At 70.5% G+C, this 26,764-nt stretch carries 39 protein-coding genes; 4 read left to right on the top strand and 35 right to left on the bottom strand.

From position 1 onward, the window contains the following. Positions 1-76: 76 nt before the first annotated feature. Positions 77-1,714, bottom strand: coding sequence for a type VII secretion protein EccB (gene eccB / locus ACFPM7_RS03455; protein ID WP_378243621.1), 1,638 nt, complete (start codon positions 1,712-1,714; stop codon positions 77-79). Positions 1,715-2,261: 547 nt separating this feature from the next. Here eccB and eccE point away from each other — a divergent pair. The 3 genes from eccE (at position 2,262) to ACFPM7_RS03440 (ending at position 5,996) form a co-directional block, all read left to right on the top strand. Beyond that, on the top strand, positions 2,262-3,446 hold the full coding sequence (gene eccE, locus ACFPM7_RS03450; protein WP_378243619.1) for a type VII secretion protein EccE: 1,185 nt from the start codon (positions 2,262-2,264) through the stop codon (positions 3,444-3,446). A gap of 47 nt (positions 3,447-3,493) precedes the next feature. Further along, on the top strand, positions 3,494-4,201 hold the full coding sequence (locus ACFPM7_RS03445) for a hypothetical protein (RefSeq protein ID WP_378243849.1): 708 nt from the start codon (positions 3,494-3,496) through the stop codon (positions 4,199-4,201). A 220-nt stretch (positions 4,202-4,421) separates the two neighbouring features. Continuing rightward, positions 4,422-5,996: a S8 family peptidase gene (locus tag ACFPM7_RS03440; protein ID WP_378243617.1), complete on the top strand. Its 1,575-nt coding sequence runs from the start codon at positions 4,422-4,424 to the stop codon at positions 5,994-5,996. Positions 5,997-6,073: 77 nt separating this feature from the next. Here ACFPM7_RS03440 and ACFPM7_RS03435 read toward each other — a convergent pair whose 3' ends face one another. The 9 genes from ACFPM7_RS03435 to infA form a co-directional block, all read right to left on the bottom strand. Further along, positions 6,074-6,283 (bottom strand): hypothetical protein, encoded by a 210-nt coding sequence (locus ACFPM7_RS03435; protein WP_378243615.1) that lies wholly within the window; start codon positions 6,281-6,283, stop codon positions 6,074-6,076. Positions 6,284-6,450: 167 nt separating this feature from the next. Further along, complete coding sequence (gene truA / locus ACFPM7_RS03430; RefSeq protein WP_378243847.1) at positions 6,451-7,227, bottom strand: tRNA pseudouridine(38-40) synthase TruA; 777 nt, start codon at positions 7,225-7,227, stop codon at positions 6,451-6,453. A 62-nt stretch (positions 7,228-7,289) separates the two neighbouring features. Further along, on the bottom strand, positions 7,290-7,871 hold the full coding sequence (gene rplQ / locus ACFPM7_RS03425) for a 50S ribosomal protein L17 (RefSeq protein ID WP_378243613.1): 582 nt from the start codon (positions 7,869-7,871) through the stop codon (positions 7,290-7,292). Positions 7,872-7,911: 40 nt separating this feature from the next. Beyond that, the gene (locus ACFPM7_RS03420; RefSeq protein ID WP_378243611.1) at positions 7,912-8,964 is read right to left on the bottom strand and encodes a DNA-directed RNA polymerase subunit alpha; all 1,053 of its coding nucleotides are present in this window, start codon (positions 8,962-8,964) and stop codon (positions 7,912-7,914) included. 88 nt (positions 8,965-9,052) lie between these two features. After that, a complete protein-coding gene (gene rpsD / locus ACFPM7_RS03415; RefSeq protein WP_378243609.1) occupies positions 9,053-9,658 on the bottom strand; it encodes a 30S ribosomal protein S4 in 606 nt (201 codons plus the stop codon). 23 nt (positions 9,659-9,681) lie between these two features. After that, on the bottom strand, positions 9,682-10,089 hold the full coding sequence (rpsK, locus tag ACFPM7_RS03410) for a 30S ribosomal protein S11 (RefSeq protein ID WP_026424141.1): 408 nt from the start codon (positions 10,087-10,089) through the stop codon (positions 9,682-9,684). A gap of 194 nt (positions 10,090-10,283) precedes the next feature. Continuing rightward, a complete protein-coding gene (gene rpsM, locus ACFPM7_RS03405) occupies positions 10,284-10,664 on the bottom strand; it encodes a 30S ribosomal protein S13 (protein WP_378243606.1) in 381 nt (126 codons plus the stop codon). Positions 10,665-10,819: 155 nt separating this feature from the next. Further along, the gene (gene rpmJ / locus ACFPM7_RS03400) at positions 10,820-10,933 is read right to left on the bottom strand and encodes a 50S ribosomal protein L36 (RefSeq protein ID WP_010148647.1); all 114 of its coding nucleotides are present in this window, start codon (positions 10,931-10,933) and stop codon (positions 10,820-10,822) included. An 82-nt stretch (positions 10,934-11,015) separates the two neighbouring features. Further along, positions 11,016-11,237 (bottom strand): translation initiation factor IF-1, encoded by a 222-nt coding sequence (infA, locus tag ACFPM7_RS03395; protein WP_005166804.1) that lies wholly within the window; start codon positions 11,235-11,237, stop codon positions 11,016-11,018. A 345-nt stretch (positions 11,238-11,582) separates the two neighbouring features. On the opposite strand from infA, the gene ACFPM7_RS03390 reads away from it, so the two are divergent. Then, positions 11,583-12,560 (top strand): aldo/keto reductase, encoded by a 978-nt coding sequence (locus tag ACFPM7_RS03390; RefSeq protein WP_378243603.1) that lies wholly within the window; start codon positions 11,583-11,585, stop codon positions 12,558-12,560. Positions 12,561-12,693: 133 nt separating this feature from the next. Here ACFPM7_RS03390 and pdxR read toward each other — a convergent pair whose 3' ends face one another. From pdxR to rpsJ, 25 genes are all read right to left on the bottom strand, one after another. Next, positions 12,694-14,100, bottom strand: coding sequence for a MocR-like pyridoxine biosynthesis transcription factor PdxR (gene pdxR / locus ACFPM7_RS03385; RefSeq protein WP_378243601.1), 1,407 nt, complete (start codon positions 14,098-14,100; stop codon positions 12,694-12,696). A gap of 8 nt (positions 14,101-14,108) precedes the next feature. After that, positions 14,109-14,882, bottom strand: coding sequence for a type I methionyl aminopeptidase (map, locus tag ACFPM7_RS03380; protein WP_378243599.1), 774 nt, complete (start codon positions 14,880-14,882; stop codon positions 14,109-14,111). 44 nt (positions 14,883-14,926) lie between these two features. Continuing rightward, entirely contained in the window at positions 14,927-15,481 is a 555-nt protein-coding gene (locus tag ACFPM7_RS03375; RefSeq protein ID WP_378243598.1) for an adenylate kinase, read from the bottom strand. Then, a complete protein-coding gene (gene secY / locus ACFPM7_RS03370; RefSeq protein WP_378243596.1) occupies positions 15,478-16,788 on the bottom strand; it encodes a preprotein translocase subunit SecY in 1,311 nt (436 codons plus the stop codon). Before secY ends, ACFPM7_RS03375 begins: the two co-directional genes overlap by 4 nt. Positions 16,789-17,154: 366 nt before the next feature. Then, a complete protein-coding gene (gene rplO / locus ACFPM7_RS03365) occupies positions 17,155-17,601 on the bottom strand; it encodes a 50S ribosomal protein L15 (protein ID WP_378243594.1) in 447 nt (148 codons plus the stop codon). Beyond that, a complete protein-coding gene (gene rpmD, locus ACFPM7_RS03360; RefSeq protein WP_378243592.1) occupies positions 17,601-17,783 on the bottom strand; it encodes a 50S ribosomal protein L30 in 183 nt (60 codons plus the stop codon). Before rpmD ends, rplO begins: the two co-directional genes overlap by 1 nt. 1 nt (position 17,784) lies before the next feature. Continuing rightward, on the bottom strand, positions 17,785-18,447 hold the full coding sequence (rpsE, locus tag ACFPM7_RS03355; RefSeq protein WP_378243590.1) for a 30S ribosomal protein S5: 663 nt from the start codon (positions 18,445-18,447) through the stop codon (positions 17,785-17,787). Between the two features lie 34 nt (positions 18,448-18,481). Next, a complete protein-coding gene (gene rplR, locus ACFPM7_RS03350; protein WP_378243845.1) occupies positions 18,482-18,883 on the bottom strand; it encodes a 50S ribosomal protein L18 in 402 nt (133 codons plus the stop codon). Between the two features lie 2 nt (positions 18,884-18,885). Further along, entirely contained in the window at positions 18,886-19,425 is a 540-nt protein-coding gene (rplF, locus tag ACFPM7_RS03345) for a 50S ribosomal protein L6 (RefSeq protein WP_378243588.1), read from the bottom strand. 12 nt (positions 19,426-19,437) lie between these two features. Continuing rightward, positions 19,438-19,836 carry a 30S ribosomal protein S8 gene (rpsH, locus tag ACFPM7_RS03340; protein WP_378243586.1) on the bottom strand — a complete coding sequence of 133 codons (399 nt, stop codon included), beginning with the start codon at positions 19,834-19,836 and terminating at the stop codon, positions 19,438-19,440. 77 nt (positions 19,837-19,913) lie between these two features. Then, positions 19,914-20,099, bottom strand: a complete 186-nt coding sequence (locus ACFPM7_RS03335; protein ID WP_189209506.1) for a type Z 30S ribosomal protein S14 — start codon at positions 20,097-20,099, stop codon at positions 19,914-19,916. A gap of 4 nt (positions 20,100-20,103) precedes the next feature. Next, a complete protein-coding gene (gene rplE, locus ACFPM7_RS03330) occupies positions 20,104-20,667 on the bottom strand; it encodes a 50S ribosomal protein L5 (protein WP_378243583.1) in 564 nt (187 codons plus the stop codon). Between the two features lie 2 nt (positions 20,668-20,669). Continuing rightward, positions 20,670-20,987: a 50S ribosomal protein L24 gene (gene rplX / locus ACFPM7_RS03325; RefSeq protein ID WP_378243581.1), complete on the bottom strand. Its 318-nt coding sequence runs from the start codon at positions 20,985-20,987 to the stop codon at positions 20,670-20,672. A 1-nt stretch (position 20,988) separates the two neighbouring features. After that, positions 20,989-21,357 carry a 50S ribosomal protein L14 gene (gene rplN, locus ACFPM7_RS03320; protein ID WP_378243579.1) on the bottom strand — a complete coding sequence of 123 codons (369 nt, stop codon included), beginning with the start codon at positions 21,355-21,357 and terminating at the stop codon, positions 20,989-20,991. Between the two features lie 64 nt (positions 21,358-21,421). Beyond that, entirely contained in the window at positions 21,422-21,709 is a 288-nt protein-coding gene (gene rpsQ / locus ACFPM7_RS03315) for a 30S ribosomal protein S17 (protein WP_378243577.1), read from the bottom strand. Then, on the bottom strand, positions 21,706-21,948 hold the full coding sequence (rpmC, locus tag ACFPM7_RS03310) for a 50S ribosomal protein L29 (RefSeq protein ID WP_378243575.1): 243 nt from the start codon (positions 21,946-21,948) through the stop codon (positions 21,706-21,708). Before rpmC ends, rpsQ begins: the two co-directional genes overlap by 4 nt. Beyond that, positions 21,948-22,367 carry a 50S ribosomal protein L16 gene (rplP, locus tag ACFPM7_RS03305; RefSeq protein WP_378243573.1) on the bottom strand — a complete coding sequence of 140 codons (420 nt, stop codon included), beginning with the start codon at positions 22,365-22,367 and terminating at the stop codon, positions 21,948-21,950. The genes rpmC and rplP overlap by 1 nt, the downstream gene beginning before the upstream one ends. A 3-nt stretch (positions 22,368-22,370) precedes the next feature. Continuing rightward, positions 22,371-23,183: a 30S ribosomal protein S3 gene (rpsC, locus tag ACFPM7_RS03300; RefSeq protein ID WP_378243571.1), complete on the bottom strand. Its 813-nt coding sequence runs from the start codon at positions 23,181-23,183 to the stop codon at positions 22,371-22,373. After that, positions 23,183-23,599 (bottom strand): 50S ribosomal protein L22, encoded by a 417-nt coding sequence (rplV, locus tag ACFPM7_RS03295; protein WP_378243569.1) that lies wholly within the window; start codon positions 23,597-23,599, stop codon positions 23,183-23,185. The genes rpsC and rplV overlap by 1 nt, the downstream gene beginning before the upstream one ends. 33 nt (positions 23,600-23,632) lie before the next feature. Further along, entirely contained in the window at positions 23,633-23,914 is a 282-nt protein-coding gene (gene rpsS, locus ACFPM7_RS03290) for a 30S ribosomal protein S19 (protein WP_033384221.1), read from the bottom strand. Positions 23,915-23,931: 17 nt separating this feature from the next. Next, positions 23,932-24,765 (bottom strand): 50S ribosomal protein L2, encoded by an 834-nt coding sequence (gene rplB, locus ACFPM7_RS03285; protein WP_378243566.1) that lies wholly within the window; start codon positions 24,763-24,765, stop codon positions 23,932-23,934. Positions 24,766-24,778: 13 nt separating this feature from the next. Further along, positions 24,779-25,078 (bottom strand): 50S ribosomal protein L23, encoded by a 300-nt coding sequence (rplW, locus tag ACFPM7_RS03280; RefSeq protein WP_378243564.1) that lies wholly within the window; start codon positions 25,076-25,078, stop codon positions 24,779-24,781. Continuing rightward, on the bottom strand, positions 25,075-25,752 hold the full coding sequence (gene rplD / locus ACFPM7_RS03275) for a 50S ribosomal protein L4 (RefSeq protein ID WP_378243562.1): 678 nt from the start codon (positions 25,750-25,752) through the stop codon (positions 25,075-25,077). Before rplD ends, rplW begins: the two co-directional genes overlap by 4 nt. A 1-nt stretch (position 25,753) precedes the next feature. After that, complete coding sequence (gene rplC / locus ACFPM7_RS03270) at positions 25,754-26,404, bottom strand: 50S ribosomal protein L3 (RefSeq protein WP_378243560.1); 651 nt, start codon at positions 26,402-26,404, stop codon at positions 25,754-25,756. Positions 26,405-26,435: 31 nt separating this feature from the next. Next, positions 26,436-26,741 (bottom strand): 30S ribosomal protein S10, encoded by a 306-nt coding sequence (rpsJ, locus tag ACFPM7_RS03265; RefSeq protein ID WP_003938093.1) that lies wholly within the window; start codon positions 26,739-26,741, stop codon positions 26,436-26,438. Between the last annotated feature and the right edge of the window lie 23 nt (positions 26,742-26,764).

Here is a 26,764-nt window from a genome sequence, read left to right as displayed (position 1 = left end):
GTGCACCACATCCGACGGTAGGCGGCCGCGCGCGGTTCCCCTAACCCGATCTTCGATCAGGGCGCTTCCCGGCCGCTCAGCCGCCGCCCTCGCCCTCGGCCTGCGGCTGCTCGGTGAACTGGCCGTCCTCGACCGGGACGGTGTCGTAGGTCTGCAGCACGTCGCGGGCGTTCAGCGACGCGCCGCTGGGCAGCAGCCGCACGATCGCGTCCGGCGCCGGGCTCTGCTCGGGCAGGTTCAGCGCCTTGGCCGTCTGCAGGTCCGGGATGCCGTACTTCACGCCGCGGTCGGAGATGACGTAGATCGGCCCGACGGCGAAGTCGGCGGGCGAGTTGGACCCGCGCACGATCGCGGCCTTGCCGGGCGGCATGTAGAAGTGGTCGATGCGGTCGCCGTCGGCGTTGGCGGTGGAGATGTCGACCACCGCGGGCTGGCCGGAGGCGTTGTTGGGCACCGGCAGCGACTTGCCGACGAAGACCTTGGTCTGGCCGACGGCGTTGGGGGCCTCGCCGACCAGCGCCCAGCCCAGGCACACCGTCGGCGTGCTCGACGGGGTCAGCACCTCGGGCACGACCGACGGGAAGTCCTTCTCGTCGATGACGTCGCGCACGATCTGGCCGGGCAGCTCGTCCGGGCTGACCTTGCCGATCTCGGCCTGGCCGCCGCCTGCGAAGCGGATCAGGTCGGCGGTGGTCTTCTTGATCTGCTGGACGCCGTCCTTGAGCACCACGTAGTAGACGAACTGGCCCGCGCGTTCGACCTCGAACACCTCGCCGACGCTCATGCCCTGGATGTCCACCGAGCTGGCCCCGCCGCGGCCGGGGATGGCGGGCGAGCTCAGCGCCGCCGCCTCCGGGATCGCGTTGAGCAGGCCGACGGTGATCTGGCGGACGTCGGCCAGGTCGAGGTTGAGGGCGTCGACCACGGCCTGCTTGGTGATGTCGACCTCGGCGCGCACCGTGTTGGTGTTGCGGACGTTCGCGTTCTCCGGGGTGCGGTAGACCAGGTAGTGCTTGCCGGTGGGGGCCTTCACCAGCAGCGCGGCGTTGGTCTCCAGCTCGGCGCCGAGGTCGGCCACCCCGCCGATGACCGTCGTCCTGATCTCGTCCTCGCTGGCCTCGTCCACCAGGCTCGGGTCGAGCTGGTACTGGTCGCAGACGGTCCAGTTGTTGGAGACGCGCTGCTCGGGCTTCTCCGGCAGCAGCTGCGGCGCGTCCTGGATGCCGGTCAGCCGGTCGCGGGCGATGCCCTCCAGCTTGGCGTCCGGGATGAACTTGGGCGCGGTGGGGCTGTCCGGCGCGGCGGGGGCGCCGCCGAACATGTCGCCCTCGCCTTCGGTCTGGCTGCCGACGCCCTGGGCCTCGGGGTTGCTGCGGGCCAGCAGCAGCAGGCGCGCGGAGGCGAGGTTGAAGGTCGGGATCAGCACCTTGCCCTTGGGGCTGCTGTTCAGCAGGACGTAGACCGCGCCCGACGGCTGGCCGATGACGATGCCGTCCTTGTCCGGCGGCTTCGGCGCGGGGCTCAGCAGGCCCCAGATGAGGAAGCCGATCATGCCGACGGCGCCGAGGCAGATGCCGACGATGGTGGCCCTCGTGTGCGTCCGCATCGGGTCGTGCAACATCACCGCGTCCTTGCGGACCAGCGCCGACTGCATCCTGCGCAGCACGAAGCGGTATGCCTGAACCTGGGACTTGGTCGTCGGTGTTGATGGCATTCTCGGCTCGCAGCTCTCCCCGTCGCGGTACGGTTCCGCAGGATAGTCGTACGGCTCTGAGCCGTATGCCGGTTCCGCCGAACCGGGTACCGAGACTAGGGGAATGATCGATCGGATGTCCGTGAGCAACCCGCCGCGCCAGGGCAGGACCCCACCTCCGGGACAACCGCCGCGTCCCGGTCCCGGCGGCCCCGGGGGTCCGGGCAGACCTGGTGGTCCCAGGGTGCCCGGCAGGCCGGGTGGCCCCGGCGGGCCGAATGGGCCCGGCGGGCTTGGCGGTCCGAGCGGGCCCGGTGGTCCGGGCGGTCCGAGTGGTCCGAGTGGTCCGGGCGGTCCGAGTGGTCCGGGCGGTCCCGGCGGTCCGAGTGGTCCCGGCGGTCCCGGCGGTCCGAGTGGTCCCGGCGGCCCGAAAGGTCCCGGCGGCCCGGGTGGTCCCGGCAGGCCGGGAGGTCCGGGCGGCCCGGCGGGCGCCGCCCCCAAGGGTCCGCCGCCGCCCAAGGTCGCCGCGCGCAGGCGCGCCCGCGGCGCGAGCCTCGGCCCCCTCCCGGTGGCCAACCTCGTCGTCCTCGAGGTCGGCGTCGCGATCGGGCTCATCCTGCTCGCGATCGACCAGGACCTGCTCTACGTCGCGATCGGCGTGGCCGTCGTCGCGCTCGTCGTGGCGTTCCTGCGCTGGCGCGGGCGCTGGTTCACCCAGTGGGTGACCGTGACGGCCCGCTACCTCACCCGCTCCCACACCCGCACGACCAAGCCGCCCGCCGTGGTCACCATGGAGCAGATGGCCCCGGGCAGCGAGGCCGAGGTCACCGGACCGGACGACCCGAGGGTGGCGCTGCTGCGCCTGGCCGTCCCCGACCTCGTCGTCGCCCACGGCGTCGACCACGAGCGCAAGCCCGTCGGCCTGGCCTGGCACGAGGGCACCTGGACCGCGGTGCTGCTGGTCGACCCGACGCCCGCGCTGGTCAGCCAGGTCGGCGCCACGCCGAACCTGCCGCTGGGCGCGCTGGCCCCCTGCCTTGAGGACCGCGGCGTGGTCCTCGACGCCATCCAGGTCATCTGGCACTGCTACCCGGGCAGCGCGGCGCTGCCGCCCAACTCGCCCGCCCTGGCCTCCTACCTCGAGGTGCTCGGTGGGCTGTCGGCGGCGGCCCGGCGCAGCACGTGGGTGGCGATCCGGCTCGACCCGCGCCGGTGCCCGGCGGCGGTGCGCGAGCGCGGCGGCGGCGTCGTCGGCGCCCACCGCGCCCTCATCGGCGCCCTGTCCCGCGTGCGCAACGCGCTGGAGTCGCGCGGCGTGCCGACCCGGCCGCTGGACCCCGACGAGCTGCTCAAGGCGGGCATCTCCGCCGCCGAGCTGACCGGCGCGGCGGGCGGGCAGAACCGGGTGTCGCTGCGCGAGCGCTGGACCGGCGTCACCGCGGCGGGCATCGGCCACGCCAGCTACGCCATCACCGGCTGGCCGCAGGGCAAGCCCGCACAGAGCCTCACCGCGCTGACCAGCGTGCGCGCGCTGTCGGCCACCGTCACCATGTCGATCTCGCCGGGCGCCGACGACGGGCAGGTCGGCCTGCGCGGCCTGGTGCGCGTCAGCGCCCGCAACCCCGACGAACTCGGCCTGGCCGACGAGCGGCTGAGCGCCATCGCCGACCGCATCGGCATCACGCTGACCCCGCTGCGCGGGCTCCAGGCGGCCGGGCTGGCCGCGTCGCTGCCGCTGGGAGGGCAGGTATGACCGAGGTCGTGAGCGAGCCCGCCAAGCGGCGCGGCTCCAGCAGGCTGATGGACACCAAGAGCGGCGCGGGCGTCGCCCCGGAGTTCACGGTGTCGGCGGAGATGCTCTCGGCGATCAGCCCGTCGGGCGACCGCGGCGGCATGGTGCTGGGCTCGGGCGTGCAGGGCGAGCCGATGATCATCTCGGCGCTGCGGCCCGCGCCGACCCGCATCGTGCTGGTCGGCGGGCTGTACCTGGCCAGGCAGGTCGCGCTGCGCGCGATGGCCGTCGGCGCGTGGGTGGTCGTGGCCACCGGGCGGCCCGCCGCCTGGCAGGTGCTGCAGAAGGCCGCCGGGACGGGCCCGGACGGCAGGCCCGCGCCGCTGGTGCAGATCCGCAGGCTCAGCCCCGTCGAACTGCCCCGCCCCTCCGAGGACAGCCCGCTGCTGGTCGTGCACGACGGCGGCCCCACCCCGCAGGAGCTGTTCCCGCCGCGCTCGCCGTGGCAGACGACCGTCTACGTGCTGCCCTACATGCACCCGCAGGCCGGAGCGACGGCGTCCACAGCGGACCTCGTGCTGCTCCAGCGCCTCCCGGTGGGACAGGCCCAACTGGCCGGTCGCGTGTGGAACCTCCCGCCGCACATGCTCCAGCAGCTCAGCAACCTGCCCGACGACCAGGTCGTCGCGCTGGGACGCAACCTGTGGAAGCCGATGCGGCTGGTCACCACGCAGAAGGAGCAGCAGATCCTGGGCCCGGTACGCCGAGGCGACTAGGCCGTTCGGCCGTACTTGATACGCCATTGAGCACAACCCGTTACCAGGGCGTGGGCATCTGTTCAAATCTCGGTGAAGGCTGCCCTTGCGGCGGCATTCGGCGATAAACCACTGTGATGGACGTCCGCGCGGACACCCCCTGCACCACATCTCCCGAAGCATGCGGCCCTGATCACGAGGGTCTGGTGACGCATGCTCCCTGCACATAGGAGATCGACAGATGGGTAAGTCTCGCGCTGAGTCGCTGCGTCGACTCGCCGGGGTGGGCATCGCCGCGGCCGCCACGGTCGCCGCCGGTGTCAGCCTCGCCTCGCCGGCCGGGGCCGCCGAGGGCCAGATCCTGGGCGCCGGCAAGGCGACCGCAATCGAGGGCAGCTACATCGTCGTCATGAAGGACGGCGTCTCCGCTCAGGCCGCGACCGCCGACAGCCTGGCCGCGCGCCACGGCGGCCAGGTCAAGCACCGCTTCAACGCCACCATCAAGGGCTTCTCCGCCACGATGAGCGAGAAGCAGGCCAAGCGGCTGGCGGCCGACCCGTCGGTGGCCTACGTCGAGGCCGACCAGGTCGTGCGCATCGCCGAGGACCAGAACAACCCGCCGTCGTGGGGCCTGGACCGCATCGACCAGCGCGACCTGCCGCTGAACAGCAAGTACTCGTTCTCGACGCGGGCTGCCAACGTCAACGCCTACATCATCGACACCGGCATCCTGAACTCCCACACCGACTTCGGCGGTCGCGCGGTCTCCGGCCGCGACACCGTCGACAACGACAACGACGCCACCGACTGCAACGGCCACGGCACCCACGTGGCGGGCACCGTCGGCGGCGGCGCGTACGGCGTGGCCAAGGGCGTCAAGCTCTACGGCGTCCGCGTCCTGAACTGCCAGGGCTCGGGCACCAACGCGGGCGTCATCGCCGGCGTCGACTGGGTGACCTCCAACCACGTCAAGCCCGCCGTCGCCAACATGAGCCTCGGCGGCGGCGCCTCCACCGCGCTGGACGACGCGGTCCGCCGCTCGATCGCCGCGGGCGTCAGCTACGCCGTCGCCTCCGGCAACTCCAACGCGAACGCCTGCAACTACTCGCCCGCCCGCGTGGCCGAGGCCCTGTCGGTGAACGCCAGCGACCGCAACGACGCGCGCGCCAGCTTCTCCAACTTCGGCACCTGCACCGACCTGTTCGCCCCCGGCGTGAGCATCACCGCGCCGTGGCACACCGGCAACTCCGCCACCAACACCATCAGCGGCACCTCGATGGCGTCCCCGCACGTCGCCGGCGCCGCGGCGCTCTACCTGGCCGCCAACCCGTCGGCCACCCCGGCGCAGGTCCACACGGCCATCGTCAACGCCGCCACCCCGAACAAGATCACCAACCCCGGCACCGGCTCGGCGAACCGCCTGCTGTTCACCGGCACCGGCGGCACCGACCCCGAGCCCCCGACCGGCTGCCAGGCCGTGACCAACGGCACCGACGTGTCCATCCCGGACGCGGGCTCCGCCGTGACCAGCTCGATCACCATCTCCGGCTGCACCGGCAACGCCTCGGCCACCTCCTCGGTCGCGGTGAACATCGTCCACACCTACCGCGGCGACCTGGTCATCGACCTGCTCGCCCCGGACGGCTCCTCCTACCGCCTGAAGAACTCCAGCGGCTCCGACAGCGCGGACAACGTCAACGCCACGTACTCGGTGAACCTCAGCTCCGAGGCCGCCAACGGCACCTGGCGCCTCTCGGTCCGCGACGTGTACGCCGCTGACACCGGCTACATCAACAGCTGGACGCTGGACCTGTAAGTCCTCTTCGGACATCTAGGCCCACCAGCACAGAACGGCCCGTCAGGTCCCCCGGACCCGACGGGCCGTTCGCCGCGTCAGTCCAGCCCGAGGATGTCCGGGCGGACGGCGACGAGCGTGAGCGCGACCGTCGCCAGCAGGCTCGGCACCCAGAGCGCCGCGCAGCAGACGACCGGCCTGCCGCAGGAACCCGCCTGCGGGATCACCGGCTCGGGGATCTCGACGGGCTCCTGCTCGGGTTGCCGCTCCGGCGGGCCCGGGAGGTGGGCAGGACGGGCCGGGTGCACAGCGCGTGGATCGTGCTCCGCGCGAACGGCCGGGTGTGCCGGGAGCCAACGTCCGGGCGCCGCCCCGGTGCTGCCCCGCAGCTCGGTCAGCCAGCCCCAGGGACGCCCTCGGTCGGGGTGCCTGTTCGAGCGGGTGCCCCGACCCCTTCATGCCAGCGGCTGATTGTTCAGCGGGTGCGGATGTTGCGGGTGAGGTCGGCTCTCGCGGCCAGGTCGGTGTCGGCCGGGTAGTCCACGGCGGTCAGGGTCAGGCCGAGGGCTGGGGCGACGGTGATGTCGGAGACGCGGACCGGTGAGGTGAGCAGCGAGCCGGGCCAGGTGATGGGCTTGCGGCCCTCGCCGACGGCGAGCAGGGCGCCCATCAGGCTGCGGACCATGGAGTGGCAGAAGGCGTCCGCTGCGACGTGGGCGGCCAGCTCGTCGCCCTCGCGGGTCCACGACAGGCGTTGGAGTTCGCGGATCGTCGTGGCGCCCTCTCGGCGCTTGCAGAAGGCCGCGAAGTCGTGTTCGCCCAGGAGGTGTTCGGACGCCGCGGAGAGGGCGTCCAGGGACAGCGGGCGCGGCCACGGGACGACGAAGGTGCGGCGCAGGGGGTCGGCGCGCCAGGGGGCGTCGGTGACGCGGTAGGCGTAGTGCCTGCGCAGGGCGCCGAAGCGGGCGTCGAACTCGGGCGGGACCACCCGGGCGGCGGTGACCCGCACATCGCCGGGGAGGGCGCGGGAGAGGCGGTGGACCAGGAACCCGGGGTCCGTGTCGGCGGGCAGGTCGACGTGGGCGACCTGGCCGCTGGCGTGCACCCCGGCGTCCGTGCGGCCCGCGACGGTCAGGCGGACCGGGCGGCGCAGGGCGCGCTCCAGGGCCTCCTCCAGCACCCCGCACACCGTGCGGCGGGACGGCTGGCGGGCCCAGCCGGAGAAGTCGGCGCCGTCATAGGCGATGTCCAGGCGGAAGCGAGCGAGCCCGCCATCCCCGGTGGGGGTGGCGGGCTCGCTCGGGTGCTGCTCGGTCAGGACTTGTCCTTGCCCTCGTCCGCGCCTTCCGCGGGCGCCTCGGCGGCGTCCTTGGTGGCGGACTCGGGCGCGTCGGCGTCCTGGTCCTTGGCGTCGGCCGCGTCGTCGGCCTTGGCCTCGGCGGCCTCGTCCGAGGTGGTGTCCTCGGCCTTGGGCGCGGCCTTCTTCTCGTCCGCGGCGAACTTGGTCTTGCGGGCGGCCTCGGCCTCCGCGGTGACCGTCTTCTCCTGGATGAGCTCGATCACGGCCATCGACGCGTTGTCACCGCGACGGGGCATCACCTTGATGATGCGGGTGTAGCCGCCGTTGCGGTCGCTGAAGAACGGGCCGATCTCGGTCATCAGGCGCTGGACGACGTCCTTGTCCCGGATGACCTTCATGATCTCGCGGCGGTTGTGCAGGTCGCCGCGCTTGGCCTTGGTGATCAGCCGCTCCGCGACCGGGCGCAGGCGGCGCGCCTTGGCCTCGGTGGTGGTGATCCGGCCGTTCTGGAACAGCGAGGTGGCCAGGTTGGCCAGCAGCAGCCGCTCGTGGGCCGGGCCGGCGCCGAGCCGGGCGCCCTTGGTTGGGGTGGGCATTGATGCTCCTTGTTGAAATCCACGAGGCCCCGCGAAGGACCTAGAGCTGCTCGGTCTCCGCGTAGTCCTGGCCGTCGTCGGTGCCCGTGTCCGCCTGCGACGCCCAGCCCGCGTCCGCCGAGTAATCGGTGGCCGCTGCGGTGGGGTCGAACCCGGGCGGGCTGTCCTTGAGCGCGAGGCCAAGGCCGACCAGCTTCATCTTGACCTCGTCGATGGACTTCGCACCGAAGTTGCGGATGTCCAGGAGGTCGGCCTCGCTGCGCGAGACCAGTTCGCCCACGGTGTGGATGCCCTCGCGCTTGAGGCAGTTGTACGAGCGCACGGTGAGGTCGAGGTCCTCGATCGGCATCGCGTAGGCGGCGATGGTGTCCGCCTCCTGCGGCGACGGGCCGATCTCGATGCCCTCGGCATCGATGTTCAGCTCGCGCGCCAGGCCGAACAGCTCGACCAGCGTCTTGCCCGCCGACGCGACGGCGTCGCGCGGGGTGATCGACGGCTTGGTCTCCACGTCCAGCACGAGCTTGTCGAAGTCCGTGCGCTGCTCGACGCGGGTGGCCTCCACCTTGTAGGTCACCTTGAGCACCGGCGAGTAGATCGAGTCGACCGGGATGCGGCCGATCTCGGCGCCCGCCTGCTTGTTCTGCATCGCCGGGACGTAGCCGCGACCGCGCTCGACGACGAGCTCGATCTCCAGCTTGCCCTTGCCGTTGAGCGTGGCGATGTGCAGGTCCGGGTTGTGCACCGTGACGCCCGCGGGCGGCACGATGTCACCCGCGGTGACCTCACCGGGGCCCTGCTTGCGCAGGTACATCGTCACCGGCTCGTCCTCCTCGGAGGAGATCACCAGCTCCTTGAGGTTCAGGATGATGTCGGTGACGTCCTCCTTCACCCCCGGGACGGTGGTGAACTCGTGCAGCACACCGTCGATGCGGATGCTGGTCACCGAGGCGCCGGGGATGGAGGACAGCAGGGTCCGCCGCAGCGAGTTGCCGAGCGTGTAGCCGAAACCGGGCTCCAACGGCTCGATCATGAAGCGGGAGCGGGTCTCGTTGACCGGCTCCTCGGTCAGGGAGGGACGCTGTGAGATGAGCACTTCTGGGTGTTTCCTTTCCGAAGGCGCCCGCTATTTGACGCCCAGCGAAAGTCGGGCGGCGGCCGGGATTGGCCGCCGCCCCGGTAGGTCACTTCGAGTAGAACTCGACGATCAGCTGTTCCTGGACGGGAACATCGATCTGGGCGCGCTCGGGCAGCTGGTGCACCAGCACGCGCAGGTTCGACGGGACGAGCTGCAGCCAACCCGGGATCGGGCGGTCGCCGACGGACTCCTTGGCGACGACGAACGGCAGCGTCGGGAACGACTTCGGCTTCACGTCGATGATGTCGAACTTCGACACCTGGAAGCTGGGGACGTTGACCTTCTTGCCGTTGACCAGGAAGTGGCCGTGGCTGACCAGCTGCCGCGCCTGGCGGCGGGTGCGGGCCAGGCCCGCGCGGTAGACCACGTTGTCCAGGCGGGACTCCAGCAGCTGGAGCAGGACCTCACCGGTCTTGCCCTGGCGGCGGGCGGCCTCGACGTAGTAGCGGCGGAACTGCCGCTCCAGGACGCCGTAGGTGTAGCGCGCCTTCTGCTTCTCCTGCAGCTGGAGCAGGTACTCGCTCTCCTTGACCCGTCCGCGGCCGTGCTGGCCGGGCGGGTAGGGGCGACGCTCGAACGCCTGGTCGCCGCCGACGAGGTCGACCTTGAGGCGACGCGAGATGCGCGTCGCGGGGCCGGTGTAGCGTGCCATGGTTTTCTACTCCTCCCCGTTCCTCAGACCCGGCGCCGCTTGGGCGGGCGGCAGCCGTTGTGAGGCTGCGGGGTCACGTCCTGGATGGTGCCGACCTCAAGACCCGCCGCCTGCAGCGAGCGGATCGCGGTCTCCCGGCCGGAGCCGGGGCCCTTGACGAACACGTCGACCTTCTTCATGCCGTGCTCGGCCGCCTTGCGGGCGGCGTTCTCGGCGGCCATCTGCGCGGCGAACGGGGTCGACTTGCGCGAACCCTTGAAGCCGACGTGCCCGGACGACGCCCACGCGATGACGGCGCCGGTCGGGTCGGTGATGGAGACGATCGTGTTGTTGAACGTGCTCTTGATGTGGGCGTGCCCGTGCGAGATGTTCTTCTTTTCCTTGCGCCGGACTTTCTTGACTCCGGCGCCGGTGCGCGACTTGGGGGGCATTTCTGGCTGGGTCTCCTACTGAGAACGCTTCGAGATGGTGACGGTGGGGGCCGCGTGCCGGATACGAGTCCCGGCGTCCGTGTACAGCTCGCGCAGTGCGGCCGGACGGCTCGCACGGGGCGCGACGGCAAGAGCCATGAAGGCCCGGTTGCGTCGCCTCTGCGGGGCGACGACCACGGTCTGGCGGCCGGTGCTCACTTCTTGCCGGCCTTCTTCTTGCCTGCGACGGTCTTCTTCGGGCCCTTGCGGGTGCGGGCGTTGGTCTTGGTCCGCTGACCGCGGACGGGCAGACCGCGGCGCCACCGCAGACCCTCGTAGCAGCCGATCTCGATCTTGCGGCGGATGTCGGCCTGCACCTCGCGGCGCAGGTCGCCCTCGACCTTGAAGTGGTTCTCGATGTAGTCGCGCAGCCGGGACAGCTCCTCATCGGAGAGGTCCTTGACGCGCAGGTCAGGGGAAATCTCGGTGGCGGCGAGCAGCTCCTTGGAGCGGGTCTTGCCGATCCCGAAGATGTAGGTGAGCGCGATCTCCATGCGCTTCTCGCGCGGGAGGTCGACGCCTACGAGTCGTGCCATGGCGGCTTCTGTCTCCTGTCGGTGGTCTTCAGGTCTTCTCCCCCACCACCCCCGACCGACTCAAGGTCGAGGACCCGGCCTGAAGTCCGGGCGTGAACCGGGCCCGTGTGGCCCGGCAGGTTGAGGGAGGTCCTCTAGTGCCTGTAAGGCGGCGATCAGCCCTGGCGCTGCTTGTGGCGCAGGTTCTCGCAGATCACCATGACCCGCCCGTGACGGCGGATCACCTTGCACTTGTCACAGATCTTCTTGACGCTCGGCTGGACCTTCACGTCCCAGTTCTCCTGCTCGGTCGCCTAGCCCCGCGTCGCGGGGGCAAGCAGTGTTGTCACCCGGTCCGCGACGGACCGGGGGTCACTTGTAGCGGTAGACGATGCGACCGCGGGACAGGTCGTAGGGCGAAAGCTCTACGACGACCCGGTCCTCGGGCAGAATGCGGATGTAGTGCTGCCGCATCTTGCCGCTGATGTGTGCCAGCACCTTGTGGCCGTTCTCCAACTCGACGCGGAACATCGCGTTGGGGAGTGGCTCGACCACGCGGCCTTCGACCTCGATGGCCCCGTCCTTCTTGCCCATGTCCTCCGCGTTTCGTGACGGTGTCGGGTGAATCCGTGGTGCCGTGCGCCGTGGCAACGAGCAGCTACCCTGGGCGACACGCACAACAGAGACGGCGCTTGCACAGCGCCACCGAAGTAGTCTACGCGCCCACGAACGGCGCCCCAAATCGGGTCCCTTACCGCACGCCCGACATCCGCCGCAAGGCGGACCCGGCGGCGTCCGCCAGGGCCCCGCGGGCCTGGCGCGGTACGACCCCACCAGCAGATCGACGCCAGTGGATGTCCGTTTCGCCGGTTTCCGGAAGCATGCTCGGTACCGGCGACGCTAGGGTCGATCCGTCGGACGCGCTGGTGGGAGGAAACCGTGGAGTACGCGAGGCTGGGGTCGTCCGGGCTGCAGGTGTCCAGGATCGCGCTCGGCTGCATGAGCTACGGGCAGCCCGACCGGGGCACCCACCCGTGGTCGCTGCCCGAGGACGAGGCGCTGCCGTTCTTCAAGCAAGCGCTTGACCTCGGCGTCACGTTCTTCGACACGGCGAACATGTACTCGCTGGGCTCCAGCGAGGAGATCACCGGCTCGGCCATCCGCAGGCTGACCCGCCGCGAGGACGTCGTCCTGGCCACGAAGGTCTTCTTCCCCATGGACGGGCCCCGTTCCGGCGGCCTGTCCCGCGGCGCGATCCTGCGCGAGCTGGACGCCTCGCTGCGCAGGCTCGGCACCGACTACATCGATCTCTACATCATCCACCGCTGGGACCACGAGACCCCGATCGACGAGACCATGCAGGCCCTGCACGACGTCGTGCGCTCCGGCAAGGTCCGCTACCTCGGGGCGTCGTCGATGCACACCTGGCAGTTCGTGACCGCGCAGCACACCGCCGACCTCCACGGCTGGACCCGGTTCGTCAGCATGCAGAACCACTACAACCTGATCAACCGGGAGGAGGAGCGCGAGATGCTGCCCTACTGCCGCGCGGCGGGCGTCGGCGTCACCCCGTGGAGCCCCCTGGCCCGCGGCAAGCTCGCCCGCGACTGGGACGAGACCACCACCCGCACCGGCGGCGACCCGATCCAGGACGCCCTGTACGCCGCGACCGACCAGGCCGACCGGGCCGTGGCGGGTGTCGTGGCCGACATCGCCGAGGAGCGGGGCGTGCCGCGCGCGCGGGTCGCGCTGGCCTGGGTGCTGCGGCAGCCGGGGATCACCTCGCCGATCGTCGGCGCGACCAAGCCCCACCACCTCGCCGACGCCGCCGCGGCGGTCGAACTCGCCCTGACCGAGGACGAGCTGGCCCGCCTGGCCGCGCCCTACGTGCCCCACGCGGTCGCCGGGTACGAGTAGCCGCCGCCTGTGCTCACGGCGGCCACTCGCGCACCCCCAGTGGGGCGGGCGAGCCACCCGCGGGCGCGCACCTGCCCCGCCGACGACGGTAGTGCGGGCCGAGGAGCGAAGTCCCGGTCCAGTTCGGTGCTTTCTACCTGGACCGGTCCGCGGCCAGCAGGACCTCGACCAGCGCGCCGATCGCCCCGTCGACGGCGGGCTCCGGCGGCCTGCCGAACCCCACGACGACACCCTCGGACCTCGCCTCGCCGTGCCAGCACGGGCCGAGGGCGTGCAGCTTGAGACCCCGCCGCGCCGCCGCCCTGAGCACCGCTTCCTCCGTGGGCCCGGCGCCGGGGAAGCCGACGACGAAGTGCAGCCCCGCGCTGATCGGGGTGACCGGCAGGTGCGGCACCCCGGCGGCCAGCGCGGCGGTGAAGCGGTCGAGGCGGCGGCGGAAGACCGCGCGCATCCGGCGCAGGTGGCGGTCGTAGCGCAGCGAGCGGACCAGCTCGGCGAAGGCGAGCTGGTCCGGCACGGAGTTCTCCGCGCCGGAGCGGCGCTTGGCCTCGACGACCGGGCGCACCAGCGGCTCCGGCAGGACCAGCCAGGCCAGCCGCAGCCCGGGGGCCAGCGTCTTGCTCAGCGTCCCCAGGTAGGCGACGTTGTCGGGGGCGAGCGCGTGCAGCGCGCCGGGCGCGCCGGGGTCGTGGCGGAACTCCGCGTCGTAGTCGTCCTCGACCACCAGCCGGTCGTGCTCGCGCGCCCAGGCGGCCAGGGCGGCCCGGCGCTCGGGGTGCAGCGCCACCCCCATCGGGTACTGGTGGGCCGGGGTGACCAGCAGCGCGTCCGGGTCGGCCGCGGCGACCGCGTCCACCCGCACGCCGTCGGCGTCGACCGGGACCGCGACGATCTCGGCGCCGCGGGCGGCGGCGATCTCGCGGTGCCGGGGCAGGCACGGGTCCTCCATCGCGATCCTGCGCCGCCCGGCCGCGACGAGCGCGTCGACCACGACGGCCAGCGCGTGCGAGGCGCCGCAGCACACCACCACCCGCTCCGCCGAGGCGAGCACGCCGCGGGTGCGGGCGAGGTAGTCGGCCAGCACCCCGCGCAGCGACGCCGCGCCCGCGGCGGGCGGGTAGTCGAGGCCGCTGCCCGGGGTGGCGGCCAGGGCGGCGCGGGAGGCGGCCGACCACTGCGCGAACGGGAAGGACGCCAGGTCGGCCGCGCCCGCCCGCAGATCGATGGCGGGCGGGCGCACCGCGTCCTCCGGTGCGGCCGGGTGCTCCCGGCGCTCGGTGACGGTGGTGCTCCCACCCGGACGGGCGCTCAGGTAGCCCTCGGCCACCAGGTCGCCGTAGGCGTCGACGACGGTGCCGCGGGAGACGCCCAGCTCCTGGGCGAGGACGCGGGAGGACGGCAGCGTGGCCGCGGGCCGCAGCCTGCCGGACTCGACCGCCGCGCGCAGGTGCGCGGCCAGCGTCGCCCGCCGCGCCCTGGGCGGGCAGGCCGCCATGTCCAGCTCCAGGAGCAGGTCCAGCGAGCCCGCCCGTGACCGCACTCCCGGGCTCAGTCCTCGGGGGCGGTGAGGACCCAGGGGCCGTCGTCGGTGACCGCGACGGAGTGCTCCCAGTGCGCGGAGCGGGAGCCGTCGGCGGTGACGACGGTCCAGCCGTCCTCCAGCTCGACGGTCTCCTCGGTGCCCAGGGTCAGCATCGGCTCGATGGCGATGGCCATGCCGGGACGCAGGCGGGGGCCCTTGCCGGGCTTGCCGTGGTTGGGCAGGAACGGGTCCATGTGCATGGAGCTGCCGATGCCGTGGCCGCCGTACTCGCGGACGATGCCGTACACCCGGCCGTGGGCCTCGCCGGAGGCGATCGCCGACTGCTCGATGGCGTGCGAGATGTCGGTGAGGCGGGCGCCGACGACCAGGGCCTCGATGCCCGCCAGCATGGCGACGCGGGTGGCCTCGGAGAGCTGCTCGTCGGCCTCGGCGGCCTCGCCGATGAAGAGGGTGACCGCGGAGTCGCCGTGCCAGCTGTCGAGGATGGCGCCGCAGTCGACGGAGATCATGTCGCCGTCGGCGAGGACCTGCTCGCGGTTCGGGATGCCGTGCACGATCTGCTCGTTGACCGAGGCGCAGATGCTGGCCGGGAAGCCGTGGTAGCCCTTGAAGCTGGGCACCGCGCCCGCGTCGCGGATGGTCTGCTCGGCCAGCTCGTCCAGTTCCTGGGTGCTGACACCGGCCTTGGCCGCGGCGGCGACCGCGGTGAGCGCGCGGTGGACCACCAGGCCCGCCGCCCGCATCGCCTGCAGCTCACCGGGGGACTTGATCTCGATCATCCGGCCGCGCCACTTCGCCAGGCCGCGGAGGAGCCCGCCACCACTCACGTCCGGGCGCGCAGGGCGTCCAGCACCCGGCCGGTGATCTCGGCGACGTCGCCGACGGCGTCCACGGTGATCAGGACGCCGCGGTAGTGGTCGAGCAGCGGGGCGGTCTCGTCCCGGTAGACCTGCTGGCGGTGCCGGATGACGGCTTCGGTGTCGTCGGCGCGCCCGCGGGCGAGCAGGCGCTCGACCACGACGTCCTCCTCGACCCGGAACTCGATGACCGCGTCGAGCTTGTCGCCCGCGTCGGCCAGCAGCTTCCCGAGCACCTCGGCCTGGCCGACGTTGCGCGGGAAGCCGTCCAGCAGGAAGCCGCCCTCGGCGTCGGGCTGGGCCAGCCGCTCGGTGACCATCGCGTTGGTCACGGCGTCGGGGACCAGCTGACCGGCGTCGAGGTAGCGCTTGACGTCCTGGCCCAGCTCGGTGTTGTTCGCGATGTGCGCCCGGAACAGGTCACCCGTGGAGATGTGCGGGACGCCCAGCTGCTCGCTCAGCGCCGTCGCCTGGGTGCCCTTGCCCGCTCCGGGCGGGCCGACGAGAACAACACGCGTCACTTGAGGAACCCTTCGTAGTTGCGCTGCATCAGCTGGCTCTCGATCTGCTTCACGGTGTCGAGGCCGACGCCCACCATGATCAGCACGGCGGTACCACCGAACGGGAAGTTCTGGTTCTGGCCCTCGCCACCGGCGATGTCCAGGAAGAAGTTCGGCAGTACGGCAACGATGCCAAGGTAGATGGAGCCGGGCAACGTGATGCGGCTCAACACGAAGTTCAGGTACTCGGCGGTCGGGCGGCCCGGGCGGATGCCGGGGATGAACCCGCCGTACTTCTTCATCTCGTCAGCGCGCTCGGTGACGTTGAACGTGATGGTGATGTAGAAGTAGGTGAAGAAGATGATCATCGCGAAGTACACGAGGATGTGCACCCAGCTGCCCTGATCCGTCAGGTGCGTGTTGATGAAGCGCTGGATCCACGAGTCGTCGGTGCCGACCAGGTTCACGATCAGGTCGGGCAGGTACAGCAGCGACGAGGCGAAGATGATCGGGATGACGCCTGCCTGGTTGACCTTCAGCGGCAGGTAGGTCGAGGTGCCGCCGTACATGCGGCGACCGATCATGCGCTTGGCGTACTGCACCGGGATGCGGCGCTGGCCCTGCTCGACGAAGACGACCGAGGCGATGATCAGCACGGCGAACGCGCAGACGACGGCGAAGACGACCGGGCCGTTGGTGTCGAGGATGTTGCGGCCCTCGATCGGGATGCGCGCGGCGATGTTGACGAAGATGAGCAGCGACATGCCGTTGCCGATGCCGCGCTCGGTGACGAGCTCGCCCAGCCACATGATGACGGCGGTACCGGCGGTCATCGTGATGACGATGATGGCCAGCTTGAAGATGTCGCTGTCCGGGATGATCGGGTTCGGGCAGTTGCCCAGCAGGCCGCCGCGGTCGGCCATGGCCACGATGCCCGTGGACTGCAGGACGGCGAGCGCGATCGTCAGGTAGCGCGTGTACTGCGTCAGCTTGCCCTGACCGGCCTGGCCTTCCTTCTTCAGCTGCTCGAAGCGCGGGATGACCACCGTGAGCAGCTGGATGATGATGCTGGCGGTGATGTAGGGCATGATCCCGAGCGCGAACACCGAGAGCTGGAGTAGCGCGCCGCCGCTGAACAGGTTCAGCAGCTGGAAGACGCCCTGGTTGGCGTCCGCGCTGAGCTCGATGCACTCCTGCACGTTCACATACGAAACGCCGGGCGACGGGAGGGCGGCTCCGACACGGTAGAGAACGATGATCCCCAGCGTGAAGAGGATCTTCTTTCGCAAGTCCGGTGTCGCAAGAGCCGAGCGGAAGGCGCTGAGCACGCGAAGACCTCCTCGGCGTCGCCTGCATTCCGCTGCAGGCGATACTGCGGGCAGCCGGCGCGGGCCGCCGGCAGGGAACAGGGAACCCTATCCCATCGACATCGCCGACAGGCCAGGGCCGCCCCACAGACGGTAGTCCCTGGGGCGTAAGGCCGACTTTAACAGCATGAGTGACGCACTCCGCACGCAGTGCCATTGAGGGACTGCGCCTGGCCACACGGGTGGTGGGCCTGCGGCCGGTAACCGGCTGGTCCCCGCGCGACCCCGCGGGAGGCGACCCGCCGGGACCTCTCCGATGGGACGCGCGTCACACAAACAGCGAGGCCGGGCACCCGTGGGGTGCCCGGCCTCAGTGGTTCGGCTCGATCAGGCGAGCGCGGTGGCGGAGCCACCGGCGGCCTGCAGCTTCTCCACGGCGCTGCCGGAGAACTTGTCCGCGGTGACGTCCAGCTTCACGCCGTTGACGTCGCCGTTGCCGAGGACCTTGACCAGCTGGTTCTTGCGGACCAGGCCGGACTCGACCAGCGCGGCCACGTCGACCGTGCCGCCCTCGGGGAACTTCTCGGCGAGGTCGCCGACGTTGACGACCTGGTACTCGACCCGGAAGCGGTTCTTGAAGCCCTTGAGCTTCGGCAGCCGCATGTGGATCGGCATCTGGCCGCCCTCGAACGCCGCGGGGACGTTCTTGCGCGCCTTGGTGCCCTTGGTACCGCGGCCCGCGGTCTTGCCCTTGGAGCCCTCACCGCGACCCACGCGGGTCTTCTCGGTCTTGGCGCCGGGGGCCGGGCGCAGGTGGTGCAGCTTGATCGCCATCAGTCGACCTCCTCGACAGTGACGAGGTGGCGGACCGTGTGGATGAGGCCGCGCACCTCGGGCGAGTCCTCGCGCACCGTGGACTGGCGGATCTTGCGCAGACCCAGGGTGCGGAGGGACTCACGGTGGTTGCGCTTGGTGCCGATGCCCGAACGCACCTGGGTCACCTTGAGCTTGGCCATGTCAGTTCCCCGATCCAGCGGCGGCAGCCGCCGCGCGAGCGCGGAGCATGCCAGCGGGAGCGACGTCCTCCAGCGGGAGACCGCGGCGGGCCGCGACTTCCTCGGGACGCTGCAGGTTCTTCAGCGCCTGAACGGTGGCGTGCACGATGTTGATGGCGTTGTCGGAGCCCAGGGACTTCGACAGCACGTCGTGGACACCGGCGCACTCCAGCACGGCACGGACCGGGCCACCGGCGATGACACCGGTACCGGCGCTGGCCGGGCGCAGCAGCACGACGCCCGCGGCCTTCTCACCCTGCACGGGGTGCGGGATGGTGCCGCCGATGCGCGGGACGCGGAAGAAGTTCTTCTTCGCCTCCTCGACGCCCTTGGCGATGGCCGCGGGAACTTCCTTGGCCTTGCCGTAGCCGACGCCGACCATGCCGTCGCCGTCGCCGACCACGACCAGGGCGGTGAAGCTGAAGCGACGACCGCCCTTCACGACCTTGGCGACGCGGTTGATGGCCACCACGCGCTCCAGGTGCGGGGTCTTCTCCTGGGCCGCCCCGCCGCGACCGCCGCCGTCACGACGGTCCCGGCGGTCGCGGCGGTCGCCGCGCTCGCCGCCCTGACCGCCCTGTCCGCCGCCGTGACCGCCGCCGAACTGCCGCGTACGTCCCGGCATCAGGCGTTCCTTCCCTTGTCAGTGCAAATCATGATCAGAACTCCAGCCCCGCCCCGCGGGCCGACTCGGCCAGCGCGGCGATACGGCCGGTGTACTTGTTGCCGCCGCGGTCGAAGACGACCTTGGCGATCCCGGCGTCCTTGGCCCGGGCCGCCAGCAGCTCGCCGACCTTGGCCGAGCGGGCCTTCTTGTCGCCGTCGACACCGCGCACATCGGCCTCCATCGACGACGCCGAGGCCAGCGTGCGGCCCGTCAGGTCGTCGATGATCTGGGCGAAGACGTGGCGCGAGGACCGGTGCACCGCCAGACGGGGGCGCTCCGCCGTGCCGCTGACCTTCTTGCGGAGGCGGAAGTGCCTGCGGGTCTTGGACGTGCGACGCAGGGTCGAGGCGTCCTTGCCCACCGGCTTGCTCTTGGTAACAGTGGTAGCGGCCATGATCACTTACCCGTCTTTCCGACCTTGCGGCGGATCTTCTCGCCCGCGTACCGCACGCCCTTGCCCTTGTACGGGTCGGGCTTGCGCAGCTTGCGGATGTTGGCGGCGACCTCGCCGACCTGCTGCTTGTCGATACCCGAGACGGAGAACTTCGTGGCGCTCTCGACCTTGAAGGTGATGCCCTCCGGCGGCGAGATCTTGACCGGGTGGCTGAAGCCCAGAGCGAACTCCAGGTCCGAGCCCTTGGCCAGCACGCGGTAGCCGACGCCGTGGATCTCGAGCTTCTTCTCGTAGCCCTCGGTCACGCCGACGACCATGTTGTTCACCAGCGAGCGGGTGAGGCCGTGCAGGGCGCGGCTCTGCCGCTCGTCGTTGGGACGGGTGACGCTGAGCGCCCCGTCCTCACCGCGCTCGACCGTGATCGGCTCGGAGACGGTGATGGCCAGGGTGCCCTTGGGGCCCTTGACGCTGACGTCGTTGCCGTTGATGGTCACGTCCACGCCGGACGGGACGGTGATCGGAAGCCTTCCGATGCGAGACATGTGTCAGTCCCCTTACCAGACGTAGGCGAGGACTTCCCCGCCCACTCCCGACTTGGTCGCCTGCCGGTCGGTCATGAGGCCGCCGGACGTGGAGATGATCGCCACGCCCAAGCCGCCGAGGACCTTGGGAAGACTGGTCGACTTCGCGTACACCCGCAGACCGGGCTTGGACACCCGGCGCAGGCCCGCGATGCTGCGCTCGCGGTTCGGGCCGTACTTCAGCTCGACGACGAGGTCCTTGCCCTTCTCGCCGTCCTGGTCGCGGTAGCCGGTGATGTAACCCTCGCGCTTGAGGATCTCGGCGATGCTCGCCTTGAGCTTGGAGTGCGGCAGCACGACCTCGTCGTGGTATGCCGAGTTGGCATTGCGCAGACGGGTCAAGAAGTCTGCGATCGGGTCGGTCATCGTCATGGTGACCTGTCAACCTTTCTCGCCGTGGTTCCCGCACGGGCCTGCGGCGATCATGAAGGTCTGGGGGGACTCAGCCCTTACCAGCTGGACTTGCTCACGCCGGGCAGCTCGCCCCGGTGCGCCATCTCCCGCAGGCAGATCCGGCACAGGCCGAACTTGCGGAAGACCGAGTGCGGACGGCCGCACCGGTTGCAGCGGGTGTACGCCCGGACCTTGAACTTCGGCTTCTTGGCGGCCTTGTGAACCAGCGCCTTCTTCGCCATGTGCTCAGTTCTCCTTGAACGGGAAGCCCAGGTGCTTGAGCAGCGCCCGGCCCTCCGCGTCGGTCCTCGCGGTGGTCACGACCGTGATGTCCATGCCGCGCTGGCGGTCGATGGAATCCGGGTCGATCTCGTGGAACATCGACTGCTCGTTGAGACCGAAGGTGTAGTTGCCGTTGCCGTCGAACTGCTTGCCCGACAGGCCGCGGAAGTCGCGGATACGCGGCAGCGCGATCGTCAGCAGGCGGTCGAGGAACTCCCACATGCGGTCGCCGCGCAGGGTGACCCTGGCGCCGATCGGCATGCCCTCGCGCAGCTTGAACTGCGCGATCGACTTGCGGGCCTTGCGCACCTCGGGCTTCTGGCCGGTGATGGTGGCCAGGTCGCGGATGGCGCCCTCGATCAGCTTGCCGTCGCGGGCGGCGTCGCCGACGCCCATGTTGACGACGACCTTCACGACGCCGGGGATCAGCATCGGGTTCGAGTACTCGAACTCGGTCTTCAGGGCACCCGAGATCTCGTCGCGGTACCGGGTCTTGAGCCGGGGGATGATCTTCTCCGTGGTAGTCATGATCAGATCTCCTTCCCGTTGCCCTTGCCGCGGGCGATGCGGACCTTGCGGCCGTCCTCGGCGGTCTTGTACCCGACCCGGACGGCGTTGCCGTCGGCCACCAGCATCACGTTCGAGACGTGGATGGGGGCTTCCTGGGTCACGATGCCGCCGGACTGGGCGCCGCGCTGGTTCTGCGAGACGCGGGTGTGCTTCTTGATCCGGTTCACGCCCTCGACCAGGACCTTGTTGGTCGCGGGGTAGGCGTGGATGACCTTGCCCTTCGCGCCCTTGTCCTTGCCCGAGATGACGACGACCGTGTCGCCCTTCTTGATCTTCATGTCAGAGCACCTCCGGCGCCAACGAGATGATCTTCATGAACTTCTTGTCGCGCAGCTCGCGGCCCACCGGGCCGAAGATGCGGGTGCCGCGGGGCTCACCCTCGTTCTTGATGAGCACCGCCGCGTTCTCGTCGAACCGGATGTAGCTGCCGTCGGGGCGGCGGCGCTCCTTGACGGTGCGCACGATGACCGCCTTGACGACATCGCCCTTCTTCACGTTCGCGCCGGGGATGGCGTCCTTCACGGTGGCGACGATGATGTCGCCGATGCCCGCGTAGCGCCGCCCCGAGCCGCCGAGCACGCGGATGCAAAGGATTTCCTTCGCCCCGGTGTTGTCGGCGACGCGCAGGCGCGACTCCTGCTGGATCACGTCTACTCCTTGACCATTCCTGGCCTGCCAGATTCCGACCTGGCAGGCTCGGCCTAGATCTTTCCTACTTGGCGCGCTCGATGACCTCGACCAGGCGCCACCGCTTGGTGGCGCTCAGCGGCCGGGTCTCCATCAGCAGAACACGGTCGCCGACACCGGCGGTGTTCGCCTCGTCGTGCGCCTTCACCTTGGTGGTGGAGCGCATGATCTTGCTGTAGCGCGGGTGCTTCTTGCGGTCCTCGAGCGCGACGACGATGGTCTTGTCCATCTTGTCCGAGACCACGAGGCCCTCGCGGACCTTGCGGGTGCTCGTGCGCTTGACGTCCTCGGTCACGTTCGTTTCCTCGCTCATGCGGCGCCCTCACCGCTCTCGTCAGGGGCGGCCGAGAGCCCGAGCTCGCGCTCGCGCATCACGGTGTAGACCCGGGCGATGTCCTGCTTGACCGTGCGCAGGCGGCGGTTGTTGTCCAGCTGGCCGGTCGCCATCTGGAACCGGAGGTTGAACAGCTCCTCCTTCGCCTCCCGCAGGCGCAGCACCAGCTCGTCGTCGGTCAGCTCGCGCAGATCCGTCGCGGTGGTCCCGGCGGCCATCAGAAGTCACCACCCTCACGCGTCACGATGCGGCACTTCATCGGCAGCTTGTGGATCGCGCGGCGCAGTGCCTCACGCGCCACCGTCTCGTTGGGGAAGGTCATCTCGAACAGCACGCGGCCGGGCTTGACGTTGGCCACCCAGTGCTCGGGCGAGCCCTTGCCGGAGCCCATGCGGGTCTCGGCGGGCTTCTTGGTCAGCGGGCGGTCCGGGAAGATGTTGATCCAGACCTTGCCACCACGGCGGATGTGCCGGTTGATCGCGATACGCGCCGACTCGATCTGCCGGTTGGTCACGTACGCCGGCTCCAGCGCCTGGATGCCGAACTCGCCGAAGGTCACCTTCGTGCCGCCCTTGGCAGCGCCCGAGCGGTCCGGGCGGTGCTGCTTGCGGTGCTTGACCTTGCGTGGGATGAGCACTGCTCAGCCCTCCCCGTTGGTCGCGGCGGACGCGTCGGTCGCCGGGGTGTCGGACGCGGCGGCGCGACCCGCCTCGGTGCTGGTGGGCGTGGTGCCCGCGGAGCCGGAGCGGCGCGGACGGCTGGGCCGCTCGCGGCGGGGCTCGCGGCGCGAGTCCGCGGGCTGGCGCACGTCGGCCTCGCGACGGCCGCCGACGACCTCGCCCTTGTAGATCCACACCTTGACGCCGATGCGGCCGAAGGTGGTGCGGGCCTCGAAGAAGCCGTAGTCGATGTCGGCGCGCAGCGTGTGCAGCGGGACCCGGCCCTCGCGGTAGTGCTCGGAGCGGGACATCTCCGCGCCGCCGAGGCGGCCGGAGCACTGCACGCGGATGCCCTTGACCTGCGGGGAGCGCATGGCCGACTGGATGGCCTTGCGCATCGCGCGGCGGAAGGACACGCGGTTGGACAGCTGCTCGGCGGTCACCTGGGCGACCAGCTGGGCATCCGACTCGGGGTTCTTGACCTCGAGGATGTTGAGCTGGACCTGCTTCTTGGTCAGCTTCTCCAGCTCACCGCGGATGCGGTCGGCCTCCGCGCCGCGGCGGCCGATGACGATGCCCGGCCGGGCGGTGTGGATGTCGACGCGGACGCGGTCACGGGTGCGCTCGATCTCCACGCGGGAGATGCCTGCGCGCTCCATGCCCTTGGACAGCAGGCGGCGGATCTTCACGTCCTCTGCGACGTACTCCGCGTACTGCTTGTCGGCGTACCAGCGGGACCGCCAGTCGGTGGTGATCCCGAGGCGGAAGCCGTGCGGGTTGATCTTCTGCCCCATTAGCGGGCACCGCCCTTCTTGCCCTTGGCGGGCTTGGCAACCGCCGGACGCGACTCGACCTCGATGGTGATGTGGCTGGTCCGCTTGCGGATGCGGTAAGCGCGACCCTGCGCGCGCGGCCGGAACCGCTTCAGGGTCGGGCCCTCGTCCACGAACACCGTCGACACCCAGAGGGTGTCCGGGTCGAGACCGAGGTTGTTCTCGGCGTTGGCGACGGCACTGGCCAGCAGCTTGGCCACCGGCTCCGAGGCGGCCTGCGGCGCGAACCGGAGCACGGCCAGGGCGTCACCGGCGCTACGTCCCCTGATGAGCTCGACGACCCGGCGCACCTTCATCGGCGTCATCCGGACGTAGCGAGCCCGAGCCACGGCGCGCGGAAGCTCTTCCGTCGCCACGGCGTCGTTACGGGCGTTCATCGCTGTTCCCCTTGCTCTTTCTCTGATCCGTGCCTAGCGGCGGCGCGACTTGCGGTCGTCCTTGATGTGGCCCTTGAACGTGCGGGTCGGGGCGAACTCGCCCAGCTTGTGACCCACCATGGCCTCGGAGACGAAGACCGGGACGTGCTTGCGGCCGTCGTGCACCGCGATGGTGTGGCCCAGCATGTCCGGGATGATCGTGGACCGGCGGGACCAGGTCTTGATGACGGTCTTCTTGCCCGACTCGTTCAGCGCGTCCACCTTCTTGAGCAGGTGGTCGTCCACGAACGGGCCCTTCTTCAGGCTGCGTGGCATTGCTTCTACCTCCCTGCTCAGCGCTTCTTGCCGGTACGGCGGCGGCGGACGATCAGCTTGTCGCTCGGCTTGCGGCGGCGGGTGCGGCCCTCGGGCTTGCCCGCGGGGTTGACCGGGTGGCGACCACCGGAGGTCTTGCCCTCACCACCACCGTGCGGGTGGTCGACCGGGTTCATGGCGACACCGCGGACGGTCGGGCGCTTGCCCTTCCACCGCATGCGGCCCGCCTTGCCCCAGTTGATGTTGGAGTGCTCGGAGTTGCCCACCTCGCCGACGGTGGCGCGGCAGCGCACGTCGACGTTGCGGATCTCGCCCGACGGCATGCGCAGCTGCGCGTACGGCCCGTCCTTGGCGACCAGCTGCACGCTGGAACCGGCCGAGCGGGCGATCTTGGCGCCACCGCCCGGACGCAGCTCGATGGCGTGCACCACGGTGCCGACCGGGATGTTGCGCAGCGGCAGGTTGTTGCCCGGCTTGATGTCGGCCCGCGGGCCGGACTCGATCGGGTCACCCTGGCGCAGCTTCGCGGGGGCGATGATGTAGCGCTTCTCCCCGTCGGCGAAGTGCAGCAGCGCGATGCGCGCGGTGCGGTTGGGGTCGTACTCGATGTGAGCGACCTTGGCCGGCACGCCGTCCTTGTCGTGGCGGCGGAAGTCGATCAGCCGGTACGCGCGCTTGTGACCGCCGCCCTTGTGCCGGGTGGTGATCTTGCCGTGCGCGTTGCGGCCACCGCGGCCGTGCAGCGGGCGGAGCAGCGACTTCTCCGGGGTGGAGCGGGTGATCTCGGCGAAGTCCGAGACGCTCGCGCCGCGACGACCGGGGGTCGTCGGCTTGTACTTGCGGATACCCATTGTCTACTCGTCCTTACGCGGCCGGGCCGCCGAAGATCTCGATCGGCTTGCTCTCCGGGGACAGGGTGACGATCGCGCGCTTGGTGTCCTTGCGCTTGCCGTAGCCGGTGCGGGTCCGCTTGCGCTTGCCGTTCCGGTTGAGCGTGTTCACGCTCAGCACCTTGACCGCGAAGATCTTCTCGATCGCGATCTTGATCTCGGTCTTGTTAGCACCCGGGCTCACCACGAAGGTGTACTTGTTCTCCTCAAGGAGACCGTACGACTTCTCGGAGATCACCGGCGCGAGCACGATGTCGCGGGGGTCGGGGATCACTTGTCCTCCTCCGACACCTCGGCGGAGCTGGCCTTGGCACGGATGACCTTGGCCGGACCGGCGAGGAAGGCGTCATAGGCGGCCTTGGTGAAGACGATGTCGTCGTTCACCAGGACGTCCAGGGTGTTCAGCTGGTCCGGCGCGATGATGTGGACCTGCGGCAGGTTGCGCACCGACACCCAGGCGACGTCCTCGTCGCGGGTCAGCACGACCAGCACGCGGCGGGCCGAGGTCACCGACTCGATCAGCTTGCGGGCGGTCTTGGTGGACGGGGTGTCCCCGCCGACCAGCGCCGACACGATGTGCAGCTGCCCGGCGCGGGCCCGGTCGGAGAGGGCGCCGCGCAGCGCGGCGGCCTTCATCTTCTTGGGCGTGCGCTGCGAGTAGTCGCGGGGCTGGGGGCCGTGCACGACGCCGCCGCCGACGAACTGGGGCGCGCGGGTCGAGCCCTGGCGGGCGCGGCCGGTGCCCTTCTGGCGGTACGGCTTCTTGCCACCGCCGGAGACCTCGCCGCGGGTCTTCGTGGAGTGCGTGCCCTGGCGCGCCGCGGCCTGCTGGGCCACGACGACCTGGTGCATCAGCGCCACGTTCGCGGTCGCGTCGAAGATCTCGGCGGGCAGGTCGATGCTGCCGTCGGTCTTGCCCTCGGGGGTCTTGACCTCAACGGTCGTCATCTCAGGCACCGCCCTTCGCAGCGGTCTTGAGGAACACCAGGCCGCCCTTGGGGCCGGGAACGGCGCCCTTGAGCAGGATCAGGCCGGACTCGGCGTCGACCTGGTGCACGGTCAGGTTCTGGGTGGTCACCCTGGCGTTGCCCATGCGGCCCGCCATGCGCAGGCCCTTGAACACGCGGCCCGGGGTGGCGCAGCCACCGATGGAGCCGGGCGAGCGGTGCTTGCGCTGGGTGCCGTGGGAAGCGCCGAGGCCCTTGAAGCCGTGGCGCTTCATGACACCGGCGGTGCCCTTGCCCTTGGTGGTGCCCGTCGCGTCGATCACCGCACCGGCCTCGAACACCTCGACGGTGATCTCCTGGCCCAGGGTGTACTCGGCCGCGTCAGCGGTGCGCAGCTCGGCCAGCACGCGGCGCGGCGTGACGCCCGCCTTGTCGAAGTGGCCCCGCTCCGGCTTGTTCACCTTGCGCGGCGCGATGGCGCCGAACGCGATCTGAACAGCGGCGTAGCCGTCCTTCTCCTGGCTGCGGATCTGCGTGACCACATTGGGTCCGGCCTTCACGACGGTGACCGGGACGATCCGGTTGTTCTCGTCGAAGACCTGGGTCATCCCGAGCTTGGTGCCCAGGATTCCCTTCATCTGCCTGTCAGACATGGCTCTCGTTACTCTCCGCCTCGACGCGCGCTTACTGGATGTTGACGTCGACGCTGGCAGGCAGGTCGATGCGCATGAGCGCGTCCACCGTCTTCGGCGTCGGGTCGAGGATGTCGATCAGCCGCTTGTGCGTGCGCATCTCGAAGTGCTCGCGCGAGTCCTTGTACTTGTGCGGCGAGCGGATGACGCAGTAGACGTTCTTCTCGGTGGGCAGCGGCACGGGGCCGACGACCCGAGCGCCGGTGCGCGTGACGGTCTCCACGATCTTGCGCGCGGACGCGTCGATGGCCTCGTGGTCGTACGCCTTGAGCCGAATGCGGATCTTTTGTCCCGCCATGGTGGCTTGCCGTTCCTCTTCTC

This window comes from Actinokineospora guangxiensis (assembly GCF_042657845.1).
GTDB classification, from domain to species: domain Bacteria; phylum Actinomycetota; class Actinomycetes; order Mycobacteriales; family Pseudonocardiaceae; genus Actinokineospora; species Actinokineospora guangxiensis.
This window is presented reverse-complemented; position numbering and strand designations above follow the sequence as displayed.